The sequence below is a fragment of the Modestobacter italicus genome (assembly GCF_000306785.1).
GTDB classification, from domain to species: Bacteria; Actinomycetota; Actinomycetes; order Mycobacteriales; family Geodermatophilaceae; genus Modestobacter; species Modestobacter italicus.
This window is the reverse complement of record NC_017955.1, coordinates 2,583,675-2,606,541: the sequence shown is the minus strand read 5'-3', so window position 1 is coordinate 2,606,541 and position 22,867 is coordinate 2,583,675. Positions and strand designations below refer to the sequence as shown.

The following is a 22,867-nucleotide window of genomic DNA, read 5'->3' as shown; positions in this document are numbered from 1 at the left end:
ACCGACACCGTCACGTGCCGCGTTGCGTCACAGTGACGTAGGTGTTCGGTTCAGCCGGCCTGCCTGCCGTTGAGCCACAGCCGGTCCAGCCGGCCGGTGGACCGCACCAGGTCGGCCAGTGAGCGCTCCAGCTCGGCCTTGGTCGGCTTCTCGGTCAGCAGCGTCTGCACGTCCTCGATGGCGCACCGCAGCTGGTACAGCCTGTCCTGCAGGCCGTCGAGCTCGGCGCGGGTGACCAGCACGACGTCGGCGGACAGGCCGGCCTTCGCCGTCGCCGAGCGCTGCTCGTAGGCACGCTGCCGGCACGCCTGCCCGCAGTACAACCGCGGACGCCCGACCGACTCCTGCGCCGGGAGCACCGTGCGGCACCAACCGCAGCGACGCTCCTCGCCCTGCGCACGCCGGGCCCGGGGAGCCGGTCGGCTGCGCCCCTCGACCTCGGCCTTCTGATCCACTGCCACGCCAGGGACGGTAGACGGCACCTCTGACAGGTCCGGTCGGACACGCCCGTGGCCACTCCTCCGACCCCTCGACACGCCGTCCGACCTCCGCACTAGCGTGGGGGCGTGGCCGGCTCGCGATACGCGTTCCTCGACGGGCCGACCCCGGTGGCGATGGCGCACCGCGGTGGGGCGATCGAGCACCTGGAGAACACCCTGCCGGCGTTCCAGGAGTGCGTGGACCTCGGCTACCGGTACCTGGAGACCGACGTCCGGGTGACCGCCGACGGGGAGCTCGTCGTCTTCCACGACCCCACGCTGGACCGGGTCACCGACCGCACCGGGCGGGTCGACGCCCTCCCCTGGCGCGAGGTGCAGACCGCGCTGATCGGCGGACGCGAGCCCATCCTGCGCCTGGAGGACCTGCTCGGCGCCTGGCCGGACATCCGGTTCAACCTCGACATCAAGGCCGCCGGGGTGCTCGCGCCGCTGGTCCGCTCGATCCGCCGGCTCAAGGCGGAGCACCGGGTCTGCCTGGCCTCCTTCTCCGACGCCCGGGTGGCCGCCGCCCGGCGGCTGTTCGGCCCGGAGGTGTGCACCTCGCTCGGCCCGCGCGGGGTGGCCGCGCTGCGGCTGTCCTCGTACTCGCCGCGGGCCGCCGGGCTGGTGCGGATCCAGGCCGGCTGCGCGCAGGTCCCGCTGCAGCTGGGTGGCCGGCCGCTGGTCGACGAACGGTTCATCGCCGCGGCGCACGCCCGCAGCCTGCAGGTGCACGTCTGGACGGTGGACACCGAGGCGGCGGCCACCGAGATGCTCGACCTGGGGGTCGACGGCGTGATGACCGACCGTCCCGCGATGCTCCGCGACCTGCTGGTCGCCCGCGGCGAGTGGCACGGCGCGTGAGCCGGCTGCGCGACTGGCGGCCGGTGCCGCCGCCGCTGCCGGCGGACCTGCAGCAGCTGGTGCAGCTCGACGACCCGGAGTGGTTCGGCCGGGAGCTGGCGATCGCCGCGGCACCGCACTGGTGGTTCTGGCGCTTCATGCTGACCTGGTTCGGCTGGGTCCCCGGCCTGTTCGGCCGCCTCCAGGTCACCGGCGGGGTCCCGGCGGAGTGGCGGGAGGGCCCCCTCCTGCTCGCGGTGAACCACATCGGCGACTTCGACACCTTCGTGATCGGCGTCGCGCTGCACCGGGCCGGGGTGCGGCCCCGCTTCCTGGTCAAGAGCGGCCTGCTGGCCGCCCCGGTCGTCGGGCCGCTGCTCGAGCGCTCCGGCGGCATCCGGGTCGAGCGCGGCACCCACCTCGCCCCCCAGGCGCTGCGGGTCACCGAGGTGGCGCTGGCCGCCGGCGGGCACATCGTGACCTACCCCGAGGGCCGGATCGGGCTGACGCCGGACGGCTGGCCCGAGCGCGGCCGCACCGGCCTGGCCCGGATGTCGCTGGCCGCCGGCGTCCCGGTGATCCCGGTGAGCCAGTGGGGCGCCCACGAGGTGCTGCAGTACCGCACCGACTGGGGCAAGGTGCGCACCCTGCTGTCCGCGCTGCGCCGCCGTCCCGCGCTGCGGGTGCACATCGGCCCGCCGGTGTCCTTCGACGACCTGCAGCCCGGCCGGATCGGGGACGCCAACCGGGCCCGGCTGCGGATCGACGCCGCCCTCACCCGGGGCCTGGCGCCGCTGCGCGCCGGCGAGCCGACCGACCGGATCGGGTTCGCCGACGGCACGAGGCCGACCTCGGCGGTCGCCGCCTTCCCCGGCGGCGTGGTCCCGGACGACATCCCGTGACCGCCGGGTGCTGGCACCGCCACCGCCCGGCTGGCACCCTGCGCCGGTGAGCGCCACCTCGAAGGCCGACCGGCCCGCCGTCCCCGCCGACCCGGCGCTGCGCCGCGAGCGGTTCGGCTGGTACTCCTACGACTGGGCGATGTCGGCGTTCAACACGACCGTCATCAGCGTCTTCCTGGCGCCCTACCTGACCTCGGTCGCCGAGGCGGCCGCCGACGCCGACGGCCGGATCCACCCGCTGGGCATCAGCATCCCGCCGGGCAGCCTGTTCGGGTACGTGGTGTCGCTGTCGGTGGTGCTGCAGGTCGCCGTCCTGCCCCTGACCGGGGCCGTCGCCGACCGCTCCGGGCGCAAGCGGCAGCTGCTCGCGGCCGCCACCCTGGTCGGGGCGCTGTGCACCATGGCGCTGTTCTTCGTCGCCGGTGACGGGTACCTGCTGGGCTCGGGGCTGTTCATCCTCGCCAACATCGCCTTCGGCGCGGCGACCGTCGTCTACTACTCGTGGCTGCCCGACCTGGCCTCGCCCGACGAGCGGGACGCCGTGTCCAGCCGCGGCTGGGCGCTGGGCTACCTGGGCGGTGCGCTGCTGCTGGCGGCGAACCTCGCGCTGTACACCCAGTACGAGTCGCTGGGGGTGACCGAGTCGCAGGCGGTGCGGATCTGCCTGTCCTCGGCGGGGGTGTGGTGGGCCGGGTTCGCCGTGGTCAGCATCGCGCTGCTGCGGAACCGGCGACCGGTCGACGGCGCCGCGGTGCCCAGCACCTCGGTCGCGCTGCGGGCCAGCGTCGGGCAGCTGCGCAGCACGCTGCGGGACATGCGGCGCTACCCGCTGACGCTGTGGTTCCTGGGCGCCTACCTGCTGTTCAACGACGGCGTGCAGACGGTCATCACGGTGTCCGCGCAGTTCGGCTCCGAGGAGCTGGACCTCTCCCAGACCACCCTGGTGTCGGCGATCCTGCTGGTGCAGGTGGTCGCCTTCGCCGGGGCGACCGCGATGGGCCGGATCGCCGAGTCCGTCGGGGCGGTGCGCACCGTGCTGGGCTCGCTGGTGGTCTGGGTCGGCGTCCTGGTCGCCGCCTGCTTCCTGACCCCGGGTGAGGCGACCCAGTTCTACCTGCTGGCCGTCGTCATCGGGTTCGTGCTGGGCGGGACGCAGGCGCTGTCCCGCTCGCTGTTCAGCCAGCTCATCCCGCCGGGCAAGGAGGCGGAGTACTTCGGCTTCTACACGATCTCCGACCGCGGGACGAGCTGGCTGGGCACCTTCCTGTTCGCCCTGACCTACCAGTTCACCGGGTCCTACCGGTCGGCGATCGTCAGCCTGGTCGTCTTCTTCGTCGTCGGCGGTGTCCTGCTGGCGAAGCTGGACCTCCGCCGGGCGATCGTGGCCGCCGGCAACACACCTCCGGAGCGTCTGTGACCCCCACTCCCCTGCTGCCCGACGCCGTCCCCGCCTCCGGTGACCGCCGCCGGCACCCGGCGCCGGCGCACCTGGTCTTCTTCCACGGCCCGATGGACTGCGGCAAGTCGACGCTGGCGCTGCAGGTCGACCACAACCAGAGCCGGCAGGGCCGACACGGGCTGCTGCTGACCCAGGGCGACCGGTCCGGCACGCCGCAGATCAGCTCCCGGGTGGGGCTGCGGCGGGAGGCCGTGGAGGTCGACCCGGGCACCGACGTCCGGCTGCTGGTCCGCGACCGCTGGGCGGGCGGGCACCGGGTGGACTACCTGATCGTCGACGAGGCGCAGTTCCTCACCGGCGAGCAGGTCGAGCAGCTCGCCGAGCTCGTCGACGAGTCGCACGTCGACGTCTACGCCTTCGGGTTGACCACCGACTTCCGGGCTCGGCTGTTCCCCGGCACCCAGCGGCTGTTCGAGCTGGCCGACGACGTGCAGCGGGTGCAGGTCCAGGTGCTGTGCTGGTGCGGTCTCCCCGGCCTGCTCAACGCCCGGGTGGTCGGCGGCGTGATGGTGCGCGAGGGCGCCACGGTGGTGGTCGCCGACACGGCCCCGGCGGCGGTCCCCTCGGCCGAGGCGCCCGGGGACGACGTCCGCTACCAGGTGCTCTGCCGCCGGCACTACGTCCGCGGCGCGCTGGAGCCGACCCCCACCGGACCGGGGCAGCTCGCCCTCCGCTGACCCCGCCGGCTCCCCCGGAAGGGGGGACTCCGGCCGGATCTCTCATCATGTGGGATGATGGAGCGCTGACGGCACGGAATCCAATTCCTTCATCTGTCGTTGACCCCTGCGACACCCCGCACCGGATGCGTGAGCATGCGGCTGCCCGGGCAGTCCAGAACTGACCGACATCAGCACGAGAGGACGGTGTGCCATGGGCGAGCGTTCGCTACGCGGAAGCCGACTGGGCAGCGTGAGCTATGAGACCGAGCGCAACACCGCGCCCATCGAGCGGCAGTACGCCGAGTACCGGTGCCCGCAGGGCCACCTCGTCACGGTGCCCTTCGCCGATGACGCGGAACTCCCCGACACGTGGGAGTGCAAGTACGACGGGTCGCCCGCCAAGCTCGTCGGCGGCGCCGAGCCGGCCCCCAAGAAGGTGAAGCCGCCGCGCACGCACTGGGACATGCTCCTGGAGCGCCGCTCGGTGGACGACCTCGAGGAGGTCCTGGCCGAGCGCCTCGAGGTGCTCCGCGGCCGGCGGACCCGCGCCAGCTGAACCACCCCGGTCCTGCAGGACGGCCCCGACGGGAACTCCCGTCGGGGCCGTTCTGTGTCCAGGGCCGGATCAGGGCCGGATCAGGGCCGGGTCAGGGGGCGACCTCGCCCTCGATGACCCGGGTCGCCGGGCCGGCCCGGTAGGGCTCCGCAGGGCCGGTCACCGGCTCGGTGCGCACCGACCGGACCCGCACCGGCCCGCGCATCGCGTCGGGGAGCCGGCTGGCCACGCTGCGGGCGATGAGCAGCCGCGGCAGCCCCCGGGTGACGGGCAGCAGGCACAGCAGCCCGAACAGGTCGCCGATGAACCCGGGCAGCACCATCAGCAGCCCGCCCAGCGCGATCAGGCCGGCGTCCCCGAGCGCTCGCCCCGGGGCGCGGTGCTCCTCCGCCCGCTGGCGCAGCTCCCCCAGCGCCTTGGTGCCCTGCCGGGCCAGCAGCGCCCAGCCCAGGGCACTGGTGGCCAGGGTCGCCAGGATGGTCCAGCCCAGGCCGATCCAGGACGCGACGAGCACGTAGACGACGACCTCGGCGAGCGCGCCCAGCCCGATCGCCGTCCGCAGCCGTGACGAGGTCCTGCCTGCCGGTCCGCGCGGCGCCGTCCAGCTGGTGGCCATGTGCGCTCCTCCTCCGCCCGGAGGGCGGGAGGTGCTCCCTACCGGAGCACCCGCGTCCGCCGCCCACCTCGGGCACGTCCCGGCACGGGACGGGTCACCCGGCCCGGCAGCCGATCGGCCAACCGGTCCAGGACCCCCCACCACGTCACCCGTGCCAGTGCCTCTGTAACGATCGAGCTGCTCATCTTGCTCCGGCCCACGGTGCGTTCGCTGAAGGCGATCGGAACCTCGACCACCCGAGCCCCCGCGCGGACCGCCCGCCAGGCCCAGTCGACCTGGAAGCAGTAGCCCTGGCTGGCCACCTCGTCGAAGGGCAGCCGGCTCACCAGCTCCATCCGCGCGGCCCGGAACCCGCCGGTGGCATCGGCCAGCGGGAGCCGCAGCGCCCACCGGGTGTAGAGGTTCCCGGCGCGGGAGAGGGCGAGCCGGTGCGGCGGCCAGTCGACCACCGAGCCGCCGGGCACGTAGCGGGAGCCGAGCACCAGGTCGGCGTCCTCCAGGGCGGCGAGCAGGGCCGGCAGCCGCTCCGGCGGGTGCGAGCCGTCGGCGTCCATCTCCACCACCACGGCGTAGCCGCGCTCGGCGGCCCACCGGAAGCCGGCCACGTAGGCCGGGCCCAGGCCGGCCTTGGCGGTGCGGTGCAGCACGTTCACCCGCTCGTCGGCCGCCGCCCGGGCGTCGGCCAGCTCGCCGGTGCCGTCCGGGGAGGCGTCGTCGACGACCAGGGCGTGCGCGGTGGGGACGGCGGCGTGCAGCCGGTCGAGGACGGCGCCCAGGTTGCCGATCTCGTCGTAGGTCGGGACGACGACGAGGACCGGACCCAGCGCGGCCGGCCCGGTCACCGCAGCGCCCGGCGGGCCGCCCGGCGGCGGGCCAGCGCGGGGAGCACGGCGGCGAGGACGGCGCCGACCCCCAGCGCGGTGAGCGCCCACTCCGGGCCGGCGTCCAGCCGTTCGGCGACGGTGCGGGAGTCCCGCTGGGCGATCGGCTCGACGAAGGTGTCCGGGGTGAACAGCTGCGAGCGGCGGACCACCGAGCCGTCCGGGGCGACGATGGCGCTGATCCCGCTGGTGGCCGCGACCACCACGGTGCGGCCGAACTCGACGGCCCGCAGCCGGCTCATCGCCAGCTGCTGCGCGCTCTCGTCGGTGAACCCGAAGGTGGCGTTGTTGGTCTGCACGACGATCATCCCGGCGCCGCCGTCGACCACGTCGGACACCAGCCCGTCGTAGGCGACCTCGAAGCAGATGACGTCACCGACCGCCGCTCCCCCGACGTCGAGGTTGCCCACCTCGGTGCCGTGGGCGAAGTCGTGCACCCGGTCGACGTCGGAGCTGAACAGCCGGAAGAAGGACCGGGCCGGGACGTACTCGGCCAGCGGCACCGGGTGCTGCTTGACGTAGGTGTCGCCGGGGCCGGTGACCGGGTCCCAGACGATGCCGGTGTTGGAGATGAACCGGCCGGGGCCCTGGACCACCGCGCCGACCAGGATCGGCGCCCCGATGGCCCGGGCCGCGCTGCTGATGACGTCGGCGGCGTCGGCGTTGCGGTACGGGTCGATGTCGGAGCTGTTCTCCGGCCAGACGACCAGGTCGGGCTGGGGCTGCTCGCCGCGGGCGACGGCGGCGGCGAGCAGCTGCGTCTGGTCGGCGTGGTTGTCCAGCACGGCGCGGCGCTGGGCGTTGAAGTCCAGCCCGGCGCGGGGCACGTCGCCCTGGATGACGGCCACCGTGCGGGTGGGGCCGCCCTCGGTCAGCGACGCACCGGCCAGCGGCAGCCCGCCGAGCGCACCGACGACGGGCACGGCCACCGCCCCGGCCAGCGCCAGCACCGCCACCCGGCGCCCGGCCCGGCCGCGCCCCCGGGCCAGGGCGAGGACGGCGGCGGCCAGCAGCGTGCCGGTCAGCGCCACCGCGAAGCTGACCAGCGGCACCCCGCCGTAGGCGGCCAGCGGCGTGAGCGGCCCGTCGACCTGGCTGAAGCCCAGCCGGCCCCACGGGAACCCGCCCAGCGGCCACCGACCGCGCAGCGCCTCGTCGGCGACCCACAGCGCCGCGGCCCACACCGGCCAGCCCGGCAGCCGGGAGGTCAGCGCCGCAGCGGCGCCGAGCAGCGCGAAGTACAGCGCCTCGGTCACCGCCAGGGCCAGCCAGGGCAGCGGGCCGACGTAGATGCCGGTCCAGGACAGCAGCGGGACCATGAACACCAGGCCCAGCACCAGGCCCAGCCACAGCCCGCCGCGGGCGCGCTGCCCGCGCACGGCCAGCGCGAGCGCCGCCGGGCCGAGGACCGCGAGCCAGGTCAGGCCGTGGCCGGGGAAGGACAGGAACAGCGCCAGGCCGCCGAGCGCGGCGAGCGCGGTGCGCCAGGGCCAGCGGCGCGCCGGGGCGTCGTCCGCCGGCCGCACCGTGCCGGTGCCCGGGTCTGCCGTGCCGGTCGCCACCACTGTCGGCACGCCCCACCTCTCGCCTGACCCGGGGCGGCCCCGGGGCGTCGAAGGCCCCGCGAGCACGGGACCCGAGGCCGGGGCGCACCGCCGCGACCGGGCTCCAGCATCCCACCCCGGCCGGAGCGGGTGGACGCGACTCCACAGGCCGGGCCGTCGTCCTCCGTGGGGGTACCCCGCGCCTTCGGGCCGGTGCACCGGCCGCTGGCTGCGACCACTGCACCGTTGTCTGGTGACGCGGGGCCCCGCACACGGCGGACGACGGGAGCCAGGACGTGCGCCTCCGGGTCCGGTGCTCCTCCCCGGCCGGGCCGGGGCGGGGCACACTCCGGTCTCCCGGGGTGTGGAACGAGGTGACCATCGGCAGCCCGGACCGCGCGCAGGAGCCCTCGGGAGCGGGTCGTGACCAGCGGTGCGGTCCGTTACCCGTTCGTGATGTCCGCGTCCGCCGCCGGGACGACGAGGGTGGCGGTCGCCTCCACCACCCGCAGCGGCGGGTCCAGCACCCGGGCCGCCGAGGGGCCGCGGGCCGGGTCGGCGCGGGCCACGACCTCGGCCCAGCAGCGCAGCTCCCGGCTGCGGCGGCCCACCCGGACCACCTCGCAGGAGGCCTCCAGCACGTCACCGGCCTGGACGGGGGCGAGGAAGGAGACGGCGGAGTAGCCCGCGAGCAGCCCCTCGTCGCCGTCGGCCCGGATGGCCAGCTCGGTGGCCACGTCGCCGAAGAGGCCGAGGGTGTACGCGCCGTCGACCAGGCTGCCGCAGTAGTGGGCGTGCGCGTACGGCACGTACCGGCGGTGGGTGACGGTCAACCCGACCCGGGGATCGCTCATGCGCCTGCCTCCTCTGGGACCAGTGCGTGCACCAGGTAGCTCGCCACCTCGCCGGGCGTCGTCCCCCGGCCGAAGACCTTGTCGACGCCGAGCTCGGCGGCCATGGCGGGGTCGAAGCGGGGGCCGCCGACCACCAGCAGCGGCCGCGCCTCCCCCATCGCCTCGCGGAAGGCACCGGCCAGCTCGCGGGTGTTGCGCAGGTGCGCGTCCTTCTGGGTGACCACCTGGGAGACCAGCACGGCGTCGGCCCTCCGCGCCCGGGCGGCGTGCACCAGCTCCGGCACGCTCACCTGGGCGCCGAGGTTGGCCACCTGCATCTCCCGGTAGTACTCCAGGCCCTTCTCGCCCGCGAACCCCTTGAGGTTGAGGATCGCGTCGATGCCGACGGTGTGCGCGTCGGTGCCGATGCACGCCCCCAGCACGACCAGGCCCCGCCGCAGCCGGGTCTTGATCGCGGCGTTGACCTCGCCGGGTGACAGCAGCGGGTAGGCGCGCTCCTCCACGTGCACGGCGTCAAGGTCGACCAGGTGCCGCACGCTGCCGTAGACGACGAAGAAGGTGAACTGCTCGCCGATGCCGTGGCTGTGCACCACCATCGCCGGCTCGATGCCCATCTTGTGCGCCAGCTGCAGCGCCGCGCCCTCGGCCCGCGGCCCCGGCGGCACGGGCAGCGTGAACGACGTCTGCACCATCCCGTCCCCGGTGGTGTCCCCGTAGGGCCGGACCACGCTCCCGTCAGACACGGACACCCTCCATCAGCTCCAGCGCCGGGTTGTACGCGTCCGCGGCGAGCCGGGCGACGCCGTCCAGGCCCTTGCCGCCGTCCGGGGACCGCTTGGTGATGCCGAAGGTCCCGTCGGCGATCGCCTGGATCAGCCCCTGCGGGTGGTCGGCGATCCGCTCCAGCAGCTGCACCGCCTCGGTGAGCACGGTGTGCGCGCGGCGGTCGATGAAGCCGCCGGGGCGGGGCGCGAAGTCCTCGTGCAGGTTGCCCGCGGCCTCCAGCACGTAGCGGACGTTGCGCAGCGCCAGGTCCCGGTCGGACAGCCACGGGGTGACCACCGCCTCGGTCATCATCCCGACCAGCAGGATGCCCTGGCCGGTGAGCGCCCCGGCCAGGTTGAAGAACCCGTCCAGCAGGTAGCCGCCGAACACGTCGCCGGTCATGTGCTTGGTCGGCGGCATCCACTTCAGCGGCGCGTCCGGGAACAGCCCGCGGGCCAGCAGCGCGTGCGCCAGCTCCAGCCGGAAGGACTCGGGCACCGCCGGGTTGATCTCGAAGGCGTGGCCCAGGCCCAGCTGCCAGTCCGCCAGCCCGGCCTCGTGGGCCAGGGTCTCGTTGAGCAGCTGGCTGACGGTGACGGTGTGCGCTTCGTCGACGGCGTCGGCGGTGGTGAGGTAGTTGTCCTCGCCGGTGTTGATGATGATCCCGGCGCGGGCGTGCACCATCCGGCTGAACCGCTGGTCGACGAAGGTGCGCCGCGGGTTGATGTCGCGGAAGAGGATCCCGTACATCGCGTCGTTGAGCATCATGTCCAGCCGCTCCAGCCCGGCCAGCACGGCGATCTCCGGCATGCACAGCCCGGAGGCGTAGTTGGTGAGCCGGACGTAGCGGCCCAGCTCGGCGCTGACGTCGTCCAGCGCGGCCCGCATCAGCCGGAAGTTCTCCCCGGTGGCGTAGGTGCCGGCGTACCCGGTGCGGGTCGCACCCTCGGGCACGTAGTCCAGCAGCGACTGCCCGGTGGAGCGGATGACGGCGATGACGTCGGCGCCGGCCCGGGCGGCGGCCTGGGCCTGCGGGATGTCCTCGTAGATGTCGCCGGTGGCCACGATCAGGTAGATCCACGGACGGCGGGGCGGGTCCCCGTGCAGCGCCACGAGCTCGTCGCGGCGGGCGCGGTTGGCGTCGATCCGGGCCATCCCGGCGGCGACGGCGGCGCGGGCGGCGTCCCGGGCGGGCTCCGGGTCGGCCGGGATGCTGAACCGGGCGGTGCCCGCGCCCACCTGCTCGGCCAGCTCCTGCAGGCTGCCGTCGCGGCCCAGGGCGTGCCACACCGGCAGCGCCACGCCGTGCTCAAGCCCGACCTGCTCGCGGACGGCGTCGACGACCCGGTTCACCCAGGGCACCTCGCCGTCGCCGAGCACCGGGTCGGTGCCGGTCAGCCCGGCCAGCCGCAGCACGGCCCGCTCCACCGAGACCGTGGTGTGGGTCCGCGCCAGGTCGACCACCGGCGCCGCCGCCCGCGCGGCCAGCTCGCGCGCCCGGCGCACCAGCTCACCGTCCAGCTCCAGCGCGTTCATGGGACGAACCAGGTTTCGGCGCCGGAACCTGCGTCGGTTTCGGCGCCGAACCCGGCGGTGGTGGTTTCGCGCGCGAAACCGCGCGTACTTGATCGCGCGAAACCGCAGAGGTGGGTCATCGGGGGTCTCCGATCGACTGGCCGGCGACGATCAGGTGCCGGCAGGTGGGGCGTTCCCGGGCGGCGAGGACGGCGGACAGCGTGCCGGTGGTCTCCCACAGGGCGAGGTCCGCCGGGGCGCCCACCGCCAGCGGGCCCTCCGGGTGCTCGGCGCGGGCGGCCACCCACCCGCCGTGGGTGGCGGCGTCGAAGGCGTCGAACGGGCGCATGCCCGAGCCGGGGGTGGTGTGGTCGACGGCGGCGTGCACGCCACCCCAGGGGTCCAGCGGGGTGACCGGGGCGTCGCTGCCCAGGGCCACCGCGACCCCGGCGTCCACCAGGTCGGCCAGCGGGTTGCAGCCAGCGGCCCGGTCGACGCCCAGCCGCTCGGCGTACATCCCGCTGGGCCCGCCCCAGGCGGCGTCGAAGGCGGGCTGGACGCTGGCCACCATGCCCCAGCGGCGCAGCTGGTCGACGGCCTCGTCGCCGACCATCTCCACGTGCTCGAGCCGGTGCCGGCAGGCCCGGACGGCGGGCAGGCCCAGCTCCTCGACGACCGCCGCGACCGCGGTCAGCACCTGGTCGACCGCGGCGTCGCCGATGACGTGGAACCCGGCCTGCAGCCCTGCCCGGGTGCAGGCCCGCAGGTGCTCGACCAGCGAGGCGGTGTCGAACCGCAGGTTGCCGGTGGTGTCGGGCCGGTCGGTGTAGGGGGCCGACAGCGCGGCGGTGTGCGAGCCGAACGCGCCGTCGCAGAACAGGTCCCCGCCGGCGCCGGCCAGCCGCAGCTCGCGGACGACGTCGAGCCCGCCGCGCTCGGACAGCTCGCCCCAGTAGCCGACCACCCGCGGCCCCGGCCCCTCGGCCGCGAGCTGGAGCAGCCCGGCGAGGTCCTCGGCGCTGGACACCTCCGGGCCGGCCATCTCGTGCACGCTGCCGATGCCCAGCGACGCCGCGGCGGCCAGGGTGGCGCGCTGCGCGGCCCGCCGCTGGTCGGCCGGCACCGAGCCGTAGGCGGCCTTCCGGACGGCGTGGTGGGCGTCGAGCCGCAGCCGGCCGTCGGGGCTGTAGCCGGGCAGGTCGGTGATGCCCGGCACCCGGTCCAGCAGTGCGGTCGACACCGTCGCGGAGTGCACGTCGACCCGGGCCAGGTAGGCCGGCCGGGCCCCCACCACGGTGTCCAGGTCGTGCCGGGTCAGCCCGCGGCCCTCGGGCCAGGCCGTCTCGTCCCAGCCGGTGCCCAATACGGTGCCGGTGGGGGCGGCGGTGGCGTGCTCGGCGACCCGGGTCACGGCCGAGCGCAGGCTGTCGGCGCCGTGCAGGGCCAGCCCGGTCAGCGACAGCCCGGTGGCGGTGGCGTGCACGTGGGCGTCGACGAACGCCGGGGTGAGCAGCGCGCCCCCGCCGTCCACCGTGCGCTCGGCCGGGGGCGCGTCGGCGTCCGCGCCGAGCCAGGCGATCCGCCCGTCGACCACCTGCACCGCCCGCCCGGGCCGGTCCCCCACCGTCACGTCCCGGACGACCAGCGACGTCATGCGCGCACCCGGGGGTCGATCAGGGACCGCACGCCCGGCGAGCGCCGGTACAGGTCCATCGCCAGGGCCGCGTGCCCCGGCGTGTAGCCGTTGCCCACCAGCATCGTCACGTCCGCCGCCATCCCCTCCGCGCCCAGGGCCGCCGCCGAGAACGACGTGGCCATGGAGAAGAAGACCACGGTGCCGCCGTCGGCCGTCGCGAGGACCGCCCCGTGCTCGGCGCCGGGCACGTCGACGCAGACCACCGTGACGTCGACCGGCTCGCCGACCGCCTCGGCCACCGCCAGCGGGTCGGTGGCGTCGGCGACCACGACGACGTCGGCCAGCCCGGCGGCGCGCAGCGCGTCGGCCTCCCGGCCGTCCCGGACCACCCCGGTCAGCCGCCCGGCGCGGGCGTCGCGGGCCGCGGCCAGGCTCAGGCAGCCGGACTTGCCGGCAGCGCCCAGGACGGCGACCGAGGGCCGGTGCCCCGAGCGGTGCACGACGCGCTCGGTGGCCGCCGGGGCGCCGCACACGTCCAGCACGGCCAGCGCGACCTCCTCGGGGAGGTCGTCGGGCAGCACCGCGGCGATGGACCGGGAGAAGAGCACGGCGGTGCCGGTGGCCGGGACCTGCTCGCTGCGGCCGTCCCAGCCGGCGAGGCCGTCGGTGATCTGCAGCGGGGTCAGCGTCAGCGAGACCAGGGTGGCCACCCGCTGGCCGGGCTCGAGCCCCAGCGGGGACTCCGGGCCGACCTCGTCGACGACGCCGATCAGCATGCCGCCCGAGCCGGTGACCGGGTTGTGCATCTTCCCGCGGCTCTCCACGATGCCGAGCACCGCGGCCCGCACCGCCGCGCCGTCCCCGGCGTGGGCCTCCGACAGCTGCCGGTAGGAGGCGGCGTCCAGGTTGAGCCGGCGGACGGCGATGCGCACCTCGTCCGGGCCCAGCTGCGGGTCCGGGTCCAGCCGCCGGGCCGCCTGGGGCAGGACGCCGATCGGCTCCAGCACCCGGTGCACCCCGAGGCTGCGCTGCAACGCGCTGAGCACCGACGCTCTCCTTCCGTCCATCCCGGCCCGACGCCGGAGAACCTATCGTCAATGTGGCTGTCTGCGTGAGATCCTCCCGTAGAGTCGCCGAGTCACCGACGTCTGGGGAGGACCCTCGTGCTGGAGCAGCCCTACGAGTACACCGCGCGCGAGCTCGTCGAGCCCGACTGGCGCCGGCTGCCCGGCTTCGCCGCGGTGACCGACGAGGAGTGGCGCAGCGCCCAGTGGCAGCGCTCGCACTGCGTGAAGAACGTCCGGCAGCTGCGCGGGGTCTACGGCGACCTGCTCGACGAGTCCTTCTACGCCGACGTGGAGGCCGACCAGGCCGGGCGGGCGACGATGTCGCTGCTGCTGCCCCCGCAGATGCTCAACACCGTGGTGCCGGCCGCGGTGCCGACCACCGCCGCGATGCTGGCCGACCCGGTGCGCCGCTACATGCTGCCGGTGGCCTCCGACCGGCTCCCCGGCGACGCCGGCAGCCACCCGCACGCCGCCCGCGACTCGCTGCACGAGCACGAGATGTGGGCGGTGGAGGGGCTGACCCACCGCTACCCGACCAAGGTGCTCGCCGAGCTGCTGTCGACCTGCCCCCAGTACTGCGGTCACTGCACCCGGATGGACCTGGTGGGCAACTCGACCCCCGCCGTCCCGAAGCTGAAGTTCGACCTCAAGCCGGTCGACCGGCAGGGGGCGATGCTCGACTACCTGCGCGCCACCCCCGGCGTCCGGGACGTCGTCGTCTCCGGCGGCGACGTGGCCAACCTGCCGTTCAAGAACCTGGAGGCGTTCGTCGCCGGCCTGCTGGAGGTCGAGTCGGTGCGCGACATCCGGCTGGCCACCAAGGCGCTGATGGGGCTGCCGCAGCACTGGCTGCAGCCCGAGGTGGTCGACGGGATGGGCCGGCTGGCGGCCACCGCCCGCGCGCGCGGGGTCTCCCTGGCCGTGCACACCCACGTCAACGCCGCCCAGTCGGTGACGCCGCTGGTGGCCGAGGCGGCCCGCGGGCTGCTGGCCGCCGGGGTGCGCGACGTGCGCAACCAGGGGGTGCTGCTCGAGGGGGTCAACGCGACCGCCGGGCAGTTGCTGGACCTGTGCTTCGCGCTGCTCGACGGTGCCTCGATCACGCCCTACTACTTCTACATGTGCGACATGATCCCCAGCGCCGAGCACTGGCGGGTCTCGCTGGCCACCGCCCAGACCCTGCAGCACGACATCATGGGCTACCTGCCCGGCTTCGCCACGCCGCGGATCGTCTGCGACGTGCCCTACGTCGGCAAGCGCTGGGTGCACCAGGTCGCCGAGTACGACCGCGAGCGCGGCATCAGCTACTGGACGAAGAACTACCGCACCGGCATCGAGCGCACCGACGAGTCCGCGCTGGACCGCCGGCACGTCTACTACGACCCGATCCACACGCTGCCCGTCGAGGGCCGCGCGTGGTGGGCCGCCCAGCAGGCGCCGGTGCTCGAGCCGGCCTGAGGCCGGGGGCCGGCGCCCCGCTACCGTCCCGGTCGTGTTGATCATGGCCGCCTCGGTCGGTGTCGCGCTGCTGGCCGGTCTGGCCGTGGTCCAGGTGCTGCTCGCCGCCGGCGCGCCGCTGGGCAGGTTCGCCTGGGGCGGCCAGCACGTGGTCCTCCCCGCCGGGCTGCGCGTCGGCAGCGCCGTCTCCGTGGCGGTGTACGCGGCCGTCGCCGTCGTCCTGCTGGACCGGGCGGAGGTGGTCGACGTCCTGCCCGACGGTCTCGTGCACGTGCTCGCCTGGGTGCTCACCGGGTACTTCACCCTGGGCACCGCGATGAACGCGGTCTCCCGGAGCCGCCCGGAGCGCCTGGTCATGACGCCGGTGGCGCTCGCGCTGGCCGTCGTCTGCCTGCTGCTCGCCCTGGGCTGACACGACGTCGGCGAGGAGCGGGTTCCGGCCGCCGCAGAGGGGTAGCTCCGCTCGGGTGGAACTGCTCTGCACCGGCCGGTTGCGGTTGCGGGCGTGGACGGCGGCGGACGCCGACCTCGCCCGGCTGGCCGACATCTACGGCCGCGACGAGGTGACCCGCTGGCTGGGCGGCCCGCCGACGGTGACCCCGGCGGAGCTGGTCGAGCGCTGGCTGCTGGTGCACGAGCTCAACGCCGTCCACGGCTGCTGGGCGATCGACCCGCTGGACGGCGACGCGCCGGCCGGCACCGTGCTGCTCAAGCCGCTGCCCGACGGCGTCGGCGAGGTCGAGGTCGGCTGGCACCTGCACCCGGACAGCTGGGGCCGCGGCTACGCCACCGAGGCGGCCCGCGCCGTGGTCGACCGGGCCTTCGACGACGGGCTGCTGGAGGTCTTCGCCGTCGTCCGCCCCGGCAACGAGCCCTCCCTGGCGGTGTGCCGGCGGCTGGGCATGCAGCCGCTGGGGCGGACCAGCCGCTGGTACGGCCGCGAGCTGGAGGCCTTCCGGCTCGACGCGCCGGAGAGCTGAGCACGGGAGGGCGGCCGCGTGGACTGGTTCACCGACCCCGGCGCGTGGCTGGGCCGCTGGCTGTTCACCCGCGGCATCGCGCTGGTCTACCTGATCGCCTTCGTCGCCGCGTTGCGCCAGGGCCGGGCCCTGATCGGCACGACCGGGCTCACCCCGGTCCCCCGCTTCCTGGAGCGGGTGCCGTGGCGGCGGGCGCCGAGCCTGTTCCACCTGCACTGGTCGGACCGGTTCTTCGCCGGCTGCTGCTGGGTCGGGATCGCGCTGTCCGCGGCCGCGCTGGCCGGCCTCGCCGACCGGTTGCCGGTCGCGGGCTGGATGGTGCTGTGGCTGGTGCTCTGGGCGCTGTACCTGTCGATCGTGAACGTCGGGCAGATCTGGTACGGCTTCGGCTGGGAGACACTGCTGCTGGAGGCGGGGTTCCTCACCGTCTTCCTCGGCCCGGCGCACGTCGCCCCGCCCACGCTGGGCATGTGGGCGCTGCGCTGGCTGCTGTTCCGGCTGGAGTTCGGCGCCGGGCTGATCAAGATGCGCGGCGACCGGTGCTGGCGCGACCTGACCTGCCTGGCCTACCACCACGAGACCCAGCCGATGCCCAACCCGCTGAGCTGGTGGTTCCACCGGCTCAGCCCGCGGCTGCACAAGGTGGAGACGCTGGCCAACCACCTCACCCAGCTGGTCGTCGTCTTCGGGCTGCTGCTGCCCCAGCCGGTCGCCGGGGTCGCCGCGGCGGTCATGGTGGTCACCCAGGGCTACCTGCTGGTCAGCGGCAACTTCGCCTGGCTGAACGCGCTGACCCTGGTGCTGGGTCTGTCGGCGCTCGACGGGCGCTGGCTGGCCGCCGTCCTGCCGTTACAGCCACCCGACGCACTGTCCTCCCCGGACTGGTTCCTGGCGGTCAGCGTCGTGCTCGCGGTGGCCGTCGCCGGGCTCAGCGTCGGCCCGGTGCGCAACCTGCTGTCACCCGACCAGCGGATGAACACCAGCTTCGACCCGCTGCGCCTGGTCAACAGCTACGGCGCGTTCGGCTCGGTGACCCGGGTCCGCCGGGAACTGGTGGTGGAGGCGACCGACGACCCGCAGCCCGGCCCCGGCACCGTCTGGCGGGAGTACGAGTTCCGCGGGAAGCCCGGCGACGTCCGCCGCCGCCCGCCGCAGTGGGCGCCCTACCACCTGCGGCTGGACTGGCTGATGTGGTTCGTCGCGCTCTCCCCGGCCTACGGGCGGGCCTGGCTGACGACCTTCCTGGACCGGCTGCTGGACGCCGACCCGGCCACGCTGCGGCTGCTGCGGTCGGCGCCGTTCGGGTCCGACCGCCCGGCCGCCGTCCGGGTGCTGCTCTACCGGTACCGGTTCACCACCCGGGCCGAGCGCCGGGCCACCGGCGCCTGGTGGCACCGCACGTACGAGCGGCAGCTCGTCGGCCCCCGGACCGCGGCCGGACGGGGCAGCCTCAGCGGCGACGGGTGAGGAGCTTCCTGACCTGCTCCAGCGGCGGGGTGCGGGTGCTGGTCACCTTGTGGCCGGCCGCGTAGGCGTTGTCCCGGACGGCGGCCTCCTCCGGGGTCGGCGCCGTGCCGCCCAGGTGCGCCGGCAGCCACCAGCGGTCGTCGTCGCCGGCCGGCTGGTCGGGGTAGCTGCGCTGCGCCTCGTCTAGCAACGCCTCCATCGCCACGCGGGTCCGGCGCAGCAGCGCCTGGGGCTTCTCCCCCGGCTCGGGGACGAGCGGTTCACCGATCAGCACGGTCACCGCGACGTCGCGGCGCAGGACGACGTCGTGGGCCTTGGTGGCGATCCGGTGCCCACCCCACACGGCCGCCGGGAGGATCGGCACCCCGGCCTGCACGGCCATCCGGGCCGCCCCGGCCTTGAGGTCCTTGACGGTGAACGAGGTGCTGATCGTCGCCTCCGGGAAGACGCCGACGACCTGCCCGTCCTTGAGCGCCCGCACGGCGGAGTCGAAGGCGGCGGCGCCGGCCGTCCGGTCGACCGGGATGTGGTGCATGGCCCGCATGAAGGGGCCGGAGAACCGGTTGGAGAAGACCGAGGCCTTGGCCATGAACCGCACCATCCGGTGCTGGGGCAGCGCCGCCAGCCCGAGGTACGTGAAGTCGAAGAAGCTCACGTGGTTGCTGCAGATGATGGCGCCGCCGGTGGCCGGCACGTGCTCCTGACCGCGCACGTCGAACCGGAAGCGGAACAGCCGGAAGACGATCAGCGCCAGCCGGATGACACCGTGGTACGGCCGGTCGCGCGGGTCAGGGTGCGGCCCGAACAGGTCCCGGCGGGCGACGTCGCCCCAACGTGCGGTGTACATGCCGGGACCCTAACCAACCGCGCCGGCCAGGGCGCCCGGTCCTCGCCGCGGCGGTCAGCCCAGCGCGCGGGCCTGGGCGACCAGCGCGGCGCTGGCGTCGGCGAACAGGGCGTCGTCGGCGCCGACCGCCAGCACGGTGAAGCCGTGGTCGCCCAGCAGCTGGGCGCGGGCCGGGGTGCCGCCGTAGGCGGCGGCCACGACGCCGTTCTCCGCGCACGCGGCGACGACGCGGCGCAGCGCGGAGCCCTCGCCCCGGTCGGCCAGCAGCTGCTCCAGCGGCACCCCCAGGGCGAGGGACAGGTCGAAGGGGCCCAGGAACACCCCGTCGATCCCCGGGACGGCGGCGATCTCCTCGACGCGGTCCAGCGCCGCGGGTGACTCGACCATCACCAGGCACGCCGTCGAGGCGTTGGCGGCCGCGGGGTCCGACGGCGACGAGGTGTACGGGGAGCGGGTCGCGCCCCAGCTGCGGCGGCCCTCGGGGGCGTAGCGCGCCGCGGCGACCGCCGCCCGGGCCTCCTCCGCCGACTCGACCATCGGCACGATCACCCCGTCGGCGCCGGCGTCGAGGACCCGGCCGATCTCCTCGGGCCGGTTCCAGCCCACCCGGACCAGGGCGTGCGCCCCGCCGGCCCGCACCGCCGCGACCAGGTCGGTGCAGTCGTGCCCGGCGTTCCAGCCGTGCTGCTGGTCGATGCCCACCCAGTCCAGCCCCGCGGCGGCCATCGCGTGGGCGGTCCGCGGCTCCCGGAGGTTCGCCCAGCCACCGAGGCTCGGGCGGGTGCTGCGGAGGTGAGCGCGCAGGCCCTGGCTGGCGTCGATGGGGACCTCCGGAGGCGGGTCGTCGGGCCGCGCCCGGGCGGGCGCGACGTGGAGGACCTACGGTCTCCCAGACCGGACCGGACGGCGACCCACGGAAGGAGGGGCCACGTGGAGATGACCATCCTCCCGCTGGGCGACTGCATCTGCGCCGGCGCCGTGCTGACCCCCGGCCACGACGACACCGTGATGACCCCGGTGCCGGTCTCCGGCTACCTGGTCACCCTTGACGACGGCCGGCGGGTGCTGGTCGACACCGGGATGAGCCGGGACCACATCGGCAACCCGGGCCTCACCTTCGGCGGGTCCCCGGCCGAGGAGATCATCACGCCGGCCATGCAGCCCGCCGACGACCTCGTCAGCCGGCTCGCCGAGGCCGGTCTGGCGCCCGGTGACGTCGACGTGGTCATCAACACCCACCTGCACTTCGACCACGCCGGCAACAACTTCCTGTTCCCCGGCGCCACGATCGTCGTCCAGCGGGAGCAGTACGAGTTCGCCGACGGGCACCCGTCGTTCCCCAACCAGTACTGGAACCTGCCCGAGCTGCACTACGAGCTGGTGGACGGCGCGGCGGAGGTGGCGCCCGGCGTGGAGGTGCTGCCCACCCCCGGGCACGTGCCCGGCCACCAGTCGGTGGTGCTCACCCTGCCCCAGACCGGGACGGTGATCCTGTCCGGCGACGCCGTGCACGTGGCTGCCAGCTACGAGCTGGACAACTGGGACGGTCACATGGACCCGGCGGCCGCGCGGGAGTCGGCGCACATGCTGCGCCGGCTGGCCGCCGACCGGCGGGCCGTCTTCCTGCTCGGCCACGAGCCGGCGCAGGTCGCCGAGTACCCGCGGTTCCCGCACGTGTACCGCTGAGACCTCCCACGACGCGGCGGGGGTCACGGTCACGAGCTCGACTGCCGATGTCTGGAGGGGGTCGTCGGTGCCCGTTCTTCGCCCGGAGGGCGCCCTTCCCTCTTCGGAACGAGTCCACTACTTGCTTTTCGCGTCGTTAGGGATAACGGCTCTAGGATGGGGCCATGACGAGTGGGTGGCAGCGGGCGCTGCCGGACATGCCGGCTCCGCCGGCGGCTCGTGCCTGGGCCCGGATCTCCCCGCCCCGGCGGTACGAGGCCCAGTGGCGCCGGCTGGTCGAGGCCGCGCTCGAGCAGGACCTCGGGCCCGACGCCCTGGCCGAGACCGGGCTCGAGCCGGTGGCGGCGGCCCGGGAGTGGAAGCCGGCGACCGTCGCGCTGTACACGAAGGTGGCCCGCTACGGCGGGCTCGAGATCGCCCAGCCGCGGACCCCGGAGCCCGACCCGCTCACCCTCGACCTGAAGGAGCTGACCCGGATCCGCAGCGACGGCCTGGAGCACCTGCGGACGGTGGCCTGGTGCTCGCTCGCGCTGGGTTGGCCGGGCACGGTCGGGCAGTTCCGGGGGCTCCGCCGCGACCAGGTGCACGCCACCACCCGGCGGCTGCTGGTCTCCACCGACGACGGTGAGTGGGCGGTGCCCGGGGCGCTGACCGCCTGGCACGCGTGGGAGGCGGCGCGGGACCGGTTCCCCAGCCTGGCGGCCAGCCCCTGGGTGCTGCCCGCGCTGCGCAAGGGCCCCGGGGTCAACTCGCACGTCGGAGGTCAGCTGTCCACCCAGGCGCTGCAGGTGACCTTCGCCAAGCACGCCGTCCGGACCGCCACCGCGATGCAGGCCACCGCGCCGCCCAGCCGGCGCCCGGAGGTCGAGGCGCTGGCCGCGGTCTACCTGACGCTGTCCTACGACACCTACCGGCGGCTGGCCCTGGCCGCCGGGACACCCCCGGTCGCACCCCGCGGCGCGGTGCGCGCCAAGCGCAGCGTCAGCCGGGCCGCCCGGCTGGCCGGCGGCTGACGCCCACCGTTCAGCACAGGGACAGCTGCTCGGCCGCCTCCGGCGGTGGCTCGGACGGCCCCGACAGGCGTACCGGCAGGCTGCCTGCCGGGAAGCCCACGGACTCGTCACCGGGCAGCCCGGTGTCCGAGCCGCCCAGCCCGCGGGCGGTGCCGCCGCTGTGCCGGTCCAGGCCGTGCTCGGCCAGCAGCGGACCGACCCGGCCGGCGAGCCAGCGGCGGTACTCCGCGGGGACGTAGGCGCCGCGGCCGTAGAGCTGCCGGTACCGGCCGACCAGCCCCGGGTGCTCGCGGGCCAGCCAGCTGGTGAACCACTCCCGGGCGCCGGGCCGCAGGTGCAGCGGGAGCACGGTGACCCCGGTCGCGCCCGCCTCGGCGATGGCCCCGATCGCCGCCGCGAGGTGGGCCCTGCCGTCGGTCAGGCCCGGCAGCACCGGGGCGAGGAAGACCCCGCACGGCAGCCCGGCGTCGGTGATCGCGCGGACCAGGTCCAGCCGGGCCCGGGGTGTCGGGGCGCCGGGTTCCAGGGCGGTGTGCAGGTCGTCGTCCCAGATGGCCATGGAGACGCCCATGCCGATCGGGACGTCGCGGGACGCGGCGGCCAGCAGCGGCAGGTCGCGGCGGGCCAGCGTCCCCTTCGTGAGGATGGAGAACGGGGTGCCGGACCGGGCCAGCGCGTCGATGACCCCGGGCATCAGCCGGTACCGGCCCTCGGCCCGCTGGTAGGGGTCGGTGTTGGTGCCCAGCGCGACGTGCTCATGGTTCCAGCTCGGCCGGGCCAGCTCGCGGCGCAGCACCTCGACGACGTTGGTCTTGACCACGATCTGCTGGTCGAAGTCCTTGCCGGTGTCCAGCTCCAGCCACTCGTGCGTCCCCCGGGCAAAGCAGTTGTGGCTCACCACGCCGTTTGCGATGAAGTCCCCGGTGCTCGTGGTGATGTCGAACATCGGCATCTCGGCAGCAAGGTCGTCCACGGCCGTGACGGTGAGCTCCGGGTCGCCACGGACGAGCGTCCCGACGAGCAGCGGCCGCCGTTCCAGGACGGCGACGGGCTCTCGCCGGTCTCCCGCGCGGGAGCTCCTCGGGGCGGTTGCGAGTGAGGCACCGAGGCCGCTGAGCTCCTCACCCACGCCCAGGTACGGGCGCCCGTCCACTGAGCCGGTGACGTGCCTCCAACCGCGTCCAGTCAGGAAGCGGTGGTCTCCGCTGGCCACGAGCGCGGTCCCGTCGGCCAACCGCACTCGGTACGCCGGCTTGACCGTCGACCAATGCGCCAGCACCTCGGTCTCGACGTAGAAGCGGTAGCTCCCGCGCTTCTCGGTCCCGATGATCCGGTCGCCCACCCGCAGGTCGGCGATGGCCCGCTGGCTCCCGTCGGCCATCAGCACTGCGGTGTCCCCTGCTACGCAGTACACGCAGGCATGGGAGCAGCCCCGGAAGGTGTTGATGGTGTGACCGAACGGCATGGCCGAGCCCTTGGGCACGGCGTTGAGCGCGCTCTTGGCCCGCACCTCATGGAATGTCAGACCCGGGAACTCCGGCACCTCGACGCTGCGCAGTAGCCCGCGGACGGTGGGCAGGCCGGGCAGCGCGTCGGGCTCGGCGAAGTCCAGCCGTTGCGCGTCCCATCGCATGACCCTG

General features: G+C 74.9%; 23 protein-coding genes. 11 read left to right on the top strand and 12 right to left on the bottom strand.

Annotated elements, in window-relative coordinates; translation table 11 throughout:
• Window positions 1-50 precede the first annotated feature (50 nt).
• Window positions 51-461 carry a hypothetical protein gene (locus MODMU_RS12695; RefSeq protein ID WP_231851841.1) on the bottom strand — a complete coding sequence of 137 codons (411 nt, stop codon included), beginning with the start codon at window positions 459-461 and terminating at the stop codon, window positions 51-53.
• Between the two features lie 105 nt (window positions 462-566).
• Here MODMU_RS12695 and MODMU_RS12690 point away from each other — a divergent pair, with 105 nt between their 5' ends.
• The 5 genes from MODMU_RS12690 to MODMU_RS12670 all read left to right on the top strand — a co-directional run bounded on the left by MODMU_RS12690 (window position 567) and on the right by MODMU_RS12670 (window position 4,898).
• Entirely contained in the window at window positions 567-1,343 is a 777-nt protein-coding gene (locus MODMU_RS12690; RefSeq protein WP_014740662.1) for a glycerophosphodiester phosphodiesterase family protein, read from the top strand.
• Window positions 1,340-2,224 carry a lysophospholipid acyltransferase family protein gene (locus MODMU_RS12685; protein ID WP_014740661.1) on the top strand — a complete coding sequence of 295 codons (885 nt, stop codon included), beginning with the start codon at window positions 1,340-1,342 and terminating at the stop codon, window positions 2,222-2,224. Before MODMU_RS12690 ends, MODMU_RS12685 begins: the two co-directional genes overlap by 4 nt.
• Window positions 2,225-2,270: 46 nt before the next feature.
• Window positions 2,271-3,641: an MFS transporter gene (locus MODMU_RS12680; RefSeq protein ID WP_014740660.1), complete on the top strand. Its 1,371-nt coding sequence runs from the start codon at window positions 2,271-2,273 to the stop codon at window positions 3,639-3,641.
• A complete protein-coding gene (locus tag MODMU_RS12675; RefSeq protein ID WP_014740659.1) occupies window positions 3,638-4,360 on the top strand; it encodes a thymidine kinase in 723 nt (240 codons plus the stop codon). Before MODMU_RS12680 ends, MODMU_RS12675 begins: the two co-directional genes overlap by 4 nt.
• Before the next feature lie 193 nt (window positions 4,361-4,553).
• Entirely contained in the window at window positions 4,554-4,898 is a 345-nt protein-coding gene (locus tag MODMU_RS12670) for an RNA polymerase-binding protein RbpA (RefSeq protein WP_026845509.1), read from the top strand.
• Window positions 4,899-4,989: 91 nt separating this feature from the next.
• On the opposite strand, the gene MODMU_RS12665 is transcribed toward MODMU_RS12670, so the two are convergent.
• From MODMU_RS12665 to kdd, 8 genes are all read right to left on the bottom strand, one after another.
• Window positions 4,990-5,514 (bottom strand): FxsA family protein, encoded by a 525-nt coding sequence (locus tag MODMU_RS12665; protein WP_014740657.1) that lies wholly within the window; start codon window positions 5,512-5,514, stop codon window positions 4,990-4,992.
• A 38-nt stretch (window positions 5,515-5,552) separates the two neighbouring features.
• The gene (locus MODMU_RS12660; protein ID WP_014740656.1) at window positions 5,553-6,356 is read right to left on the bottom strand and encodes a polyprenol monophosphomannose synthase; all 804 of its coding nucleotides are present in this window, start codon (window positions 6,354-6,356) and stop codon (window positions 5,553-5,555) included.
• Entirely contained in the window at window positions 6,353-7,969 is a 1,617-nt protein-coding gene (gene lnt / locus MODMU_RS12655) for an apolipoprotein N-acyltransferase (protein ID WP_014740655.1), read from the bottom strand. The genes MODMU_RS12660 and lnt overlap by 4 nt, the downstream gene beginning before the upstream one ends.
• 413 nt (window positions 7,970-8,382) lie before the next feature.
• Entirely contained in the window at window positions 8,383-8,793 is a 411-nt protein-coding gene (kal, locus tag MODMU_RS12650) for a 3-aminobutyryl-CoA ammonia lyase (protein WP_014740654.1), read from the bottom strand.
• The gene (gene kamE / locus MODMU_RS12645) at window positions 8,790-9,536 is read right to left on the bottom strand and encodes a lysine 5,6-aminomutase subunit beta (RefSeq protein ID WP_014740653.1); all 747 of its coding nucleotides are present in this window, start codon (window positions 9,534-9,536) and stop codon (window positions 8,790-8,792) included. The genes kal and kamE overlap by 4 nt, the downstream gene beginning before the upstream one ends.
• A complete protein-coding gene (kamD, locus tag MODMU_RS12640; protein ID WP_014740652.1) occupies window positions 9,529-11,094 on the bottom strand; it encodes a lysine 5,6-aminomutase subunit alpha in 1,566 nt (521 codons plus the stop codon). Before kamD ends, kamE begins: the two co-directional genes overlap by 8 nt.
• Before the next feature lie 115 nt (window positions 11,095-11,209).
• Complete coding sequence (locus MODMU_RS12635; RefSeq protein ID WP_014740651.1) at window positions 11,210-12,727, bottom strand: amidohydrolase; 1,518 nt, start codon at window positions 12,725-12,727, stop codon at window positions 11,210-11,212.
• On the bottom strand, window positions 12,724-13,755 hold the full coding sequence (gene kdd / locus MODMU_RS12630) for an L-erythro-3,5-diaminohexanoate dehydrogenase (protein WP_014740650.1): 1,032 nt from the start codon (window positions 13,753-13,755) through the stop codon (window positions 12,724-12,726). The genes MODMU_RS12635 and kdd overlap by 4 nt, the downstream gene beginning before the upstream one ends.
• Window positions 13,756-13,872: 117 nt before the next feature.
• Here kdd and MODMU_RS12625 point away from each other — a divergent pair, with 117 nt between their 5' ends.
• The 4 genes from MODMU_RS12625 to MODMU_RS12610 are packed head-to-tail and all read left to right on the top strand — an operon-like array spanning window position 13,873 to window position 17,681.
• Window positions 13,873-15,234 (top strand): KamA family radical SAM protein, encoded by a 1,362-nt coding sequence (locus MODMU_RS12625; protein ID WP_014740649.1) that lies wholly within the window; start codon window positions 13,873-13,875, stop codon window positions 15,232-15,234.
• A gap of 43 nt (window positions 15,235-15,277) precedes the next feature.
• Window positions 15,278-15,646: a hypothetical protein gene (locus MODMU_RS12620; RefSeq protein WP_041795239.1), complete on the top strand. Its 369-nt coding sequence runs from the start codon at window positions 15,278-15,280 to the stop codon at window positions 15,644-15,646.
• Between the two features lie 55 nt (window positions 15,647-15,701).
• Window positions 15,702-16,214 (top strand): GNAT family N-acetyltransferase, encoded by a 513-nt coding sequence (locus MODMU_RS12615; RefSeq protein WP_014740647.1) that lies wholly within the window; start codon window positions 15,702-15,704, stop codon window positions 16,212-16,214.
• Window positions 16,215-16,232: 18 nt separating this feature from the next.
• Window positions 16,233-17,681, top strand: coding sequence for a lipase maturation factor family protein (locus tag MODMU_RS12610; RefSeq protein ID WP_014740646.1), 1,449 nt, complete (start codon window positions 16,233-16,235; stop codon window positions 17,679-17,681).
• On the opposite strand, the gene MODMU_RS12605 is transcribed toward MODMU_RS12610, so the two are convergent.
• A complete protein-coding gene (locus MODMU_RS12605; RefSeq protein ID WP_014740645.1) occupies window positions 17,665-18,528 on the bottom strand; it encodes a lysophospholipid acyltransferase family protein in 864 nt (287 codons plus the stop codon). The genes MODMU_RS12610 and MODMU_RS12605 overlap by 17 nt on opposite strands.
• 54 nt (window positions 18,529-18,582) lie before the next feature.
• A complete protein-coding gene (locus MODMU_RS12600; protein ID WP_041795238.1) occupies window positions 18,583-19,332 on the bottom strand; it encodes an HpcH/HpaI aldolase family protein in 750 nt (249 codons plus the stop codon).
• Between the two features lie 132 nt (window positions 19,333-19,464).
• Between MODMU_RS12600 and MODMU_RS12595 the strand changes: the two genes are divergently transcribed.
• Window positions 19,465-20,214, top strand: a complete 750-nt coding sequence (locus tag MODMU_RS12595; protein ID WP_231851873.1) for an N-acyl homoserine lactonase family protein — start codon at window positions 19,465-19,467, stop codon at window positions 20,212-20,214.
• A gap of 164 nt (window positions 20,215-20,378) precedes the next feature.
• Window positions 20,379-21,227 (top strand): hypothetical protein, encoded by an 849-nt coding sequence (locus MODMU_RS12590; RefSeq protein ID WP_014740642.1) that lies wholly within the window; start codon window positions 20,379-20,381, stop codon window positions 21,225-21,227.
• Between the two features lie 10 nt (window positions 21,228-21,237).
• Here MODMU_RS12590 and MODMU_RS28515 read toward each other — a convergent pair whose 3' ends face one another.
• A complete protein-coding gene (locus MODMU_RS28515) occupies window positions 21,238-22,860 on the bottom strand; it encodes an Rv2578c family radical SAM protein (RefSeq protein ID WP_014740641.1) in 1,623 nt (540 codons plus the stop codon).
• Window positions 22,861-22,867: the final 7 nt, after the last annotated feature.

What these genes read in the sequence shown, in the direction of transcription:
- kamD (WP_014740652.1), bottom strand. Translation starts at nt 11,094, where the DNA reads ATGAACGCGCTGGAGCTGGACGGTGAGCTGGTGCGCCGGGCGCGCGAG.
- MODMU_RS28515 (WP_014740641.1), bottom strand. Translation starts at nt 22,860, where the DNA reads ATGCGATGGGACGCGCAACGGCTGGACTTCGCCGAGCCCGACGCGCTG.
- MODMU_RS12595 (WP_231851873.1), top strand. Translation starts at nt 19,465, where the DNA reads ATGACCATCCTCCCGCTGGGCGACTGCATCTGCGCCGGCGCCGTGCTG.
- MODMU_RS12605 (WP_014740645.1), bottom strand. Translation starts at nt 18,528, where the DNA reads ATGTACACCGCACGTTGGGGCGACGTCGCCCGCCGGGACCTGTTCGGG.
- MODMU_RS12590 (WP_014740642.1), top strand. Translation starts at nt 20,379, where the DNA reads ATGACGAGTGGGTGGCAGCGGGCGCTGCCGGACATGCCGGCTCCGCCG.
- MODMU_RS12635 (WP_014740651.1), bottom strand. Translation starts at nt 12,727, where the DNA reads ATGACGTCGCTGGTCGTCCGGGACGTGACGGTGGGGGACCGGCCCGGG.
- MODMU_RS12665 (WP_014740657.1), bottom strand. Translation starts at nt 5,514, where the DNA reads ATGGCCACCAGCTGGACGGCGCCGCGCGGACCGGCAGGCAGGACCTCG.
- kal (WP_014740654.1), bottom strand. Translation starts at nt 8,793, where the DNA reads ATGAGCGATCCCCGGGTCGGGTTGACCGTCACCCACCGCCGGTACGTG.
- MODMU_RS12620 (WP_041795239.1), top strand. Translation starts at nt 15,278, where the DNA reads ATGGCCGCCTCGGTCGGTGTCGCGCTGCTGGCCGGTCTGGCCGTGGTC.
- MODMU_RS12670 (WP_026845509.1), top strand. Translation starts at nt 4,554, where the DNA reads ATGGGCGAGCGTTCGCTACGCGGAAGCCGACTGGGCAGCGTGAGCTAT.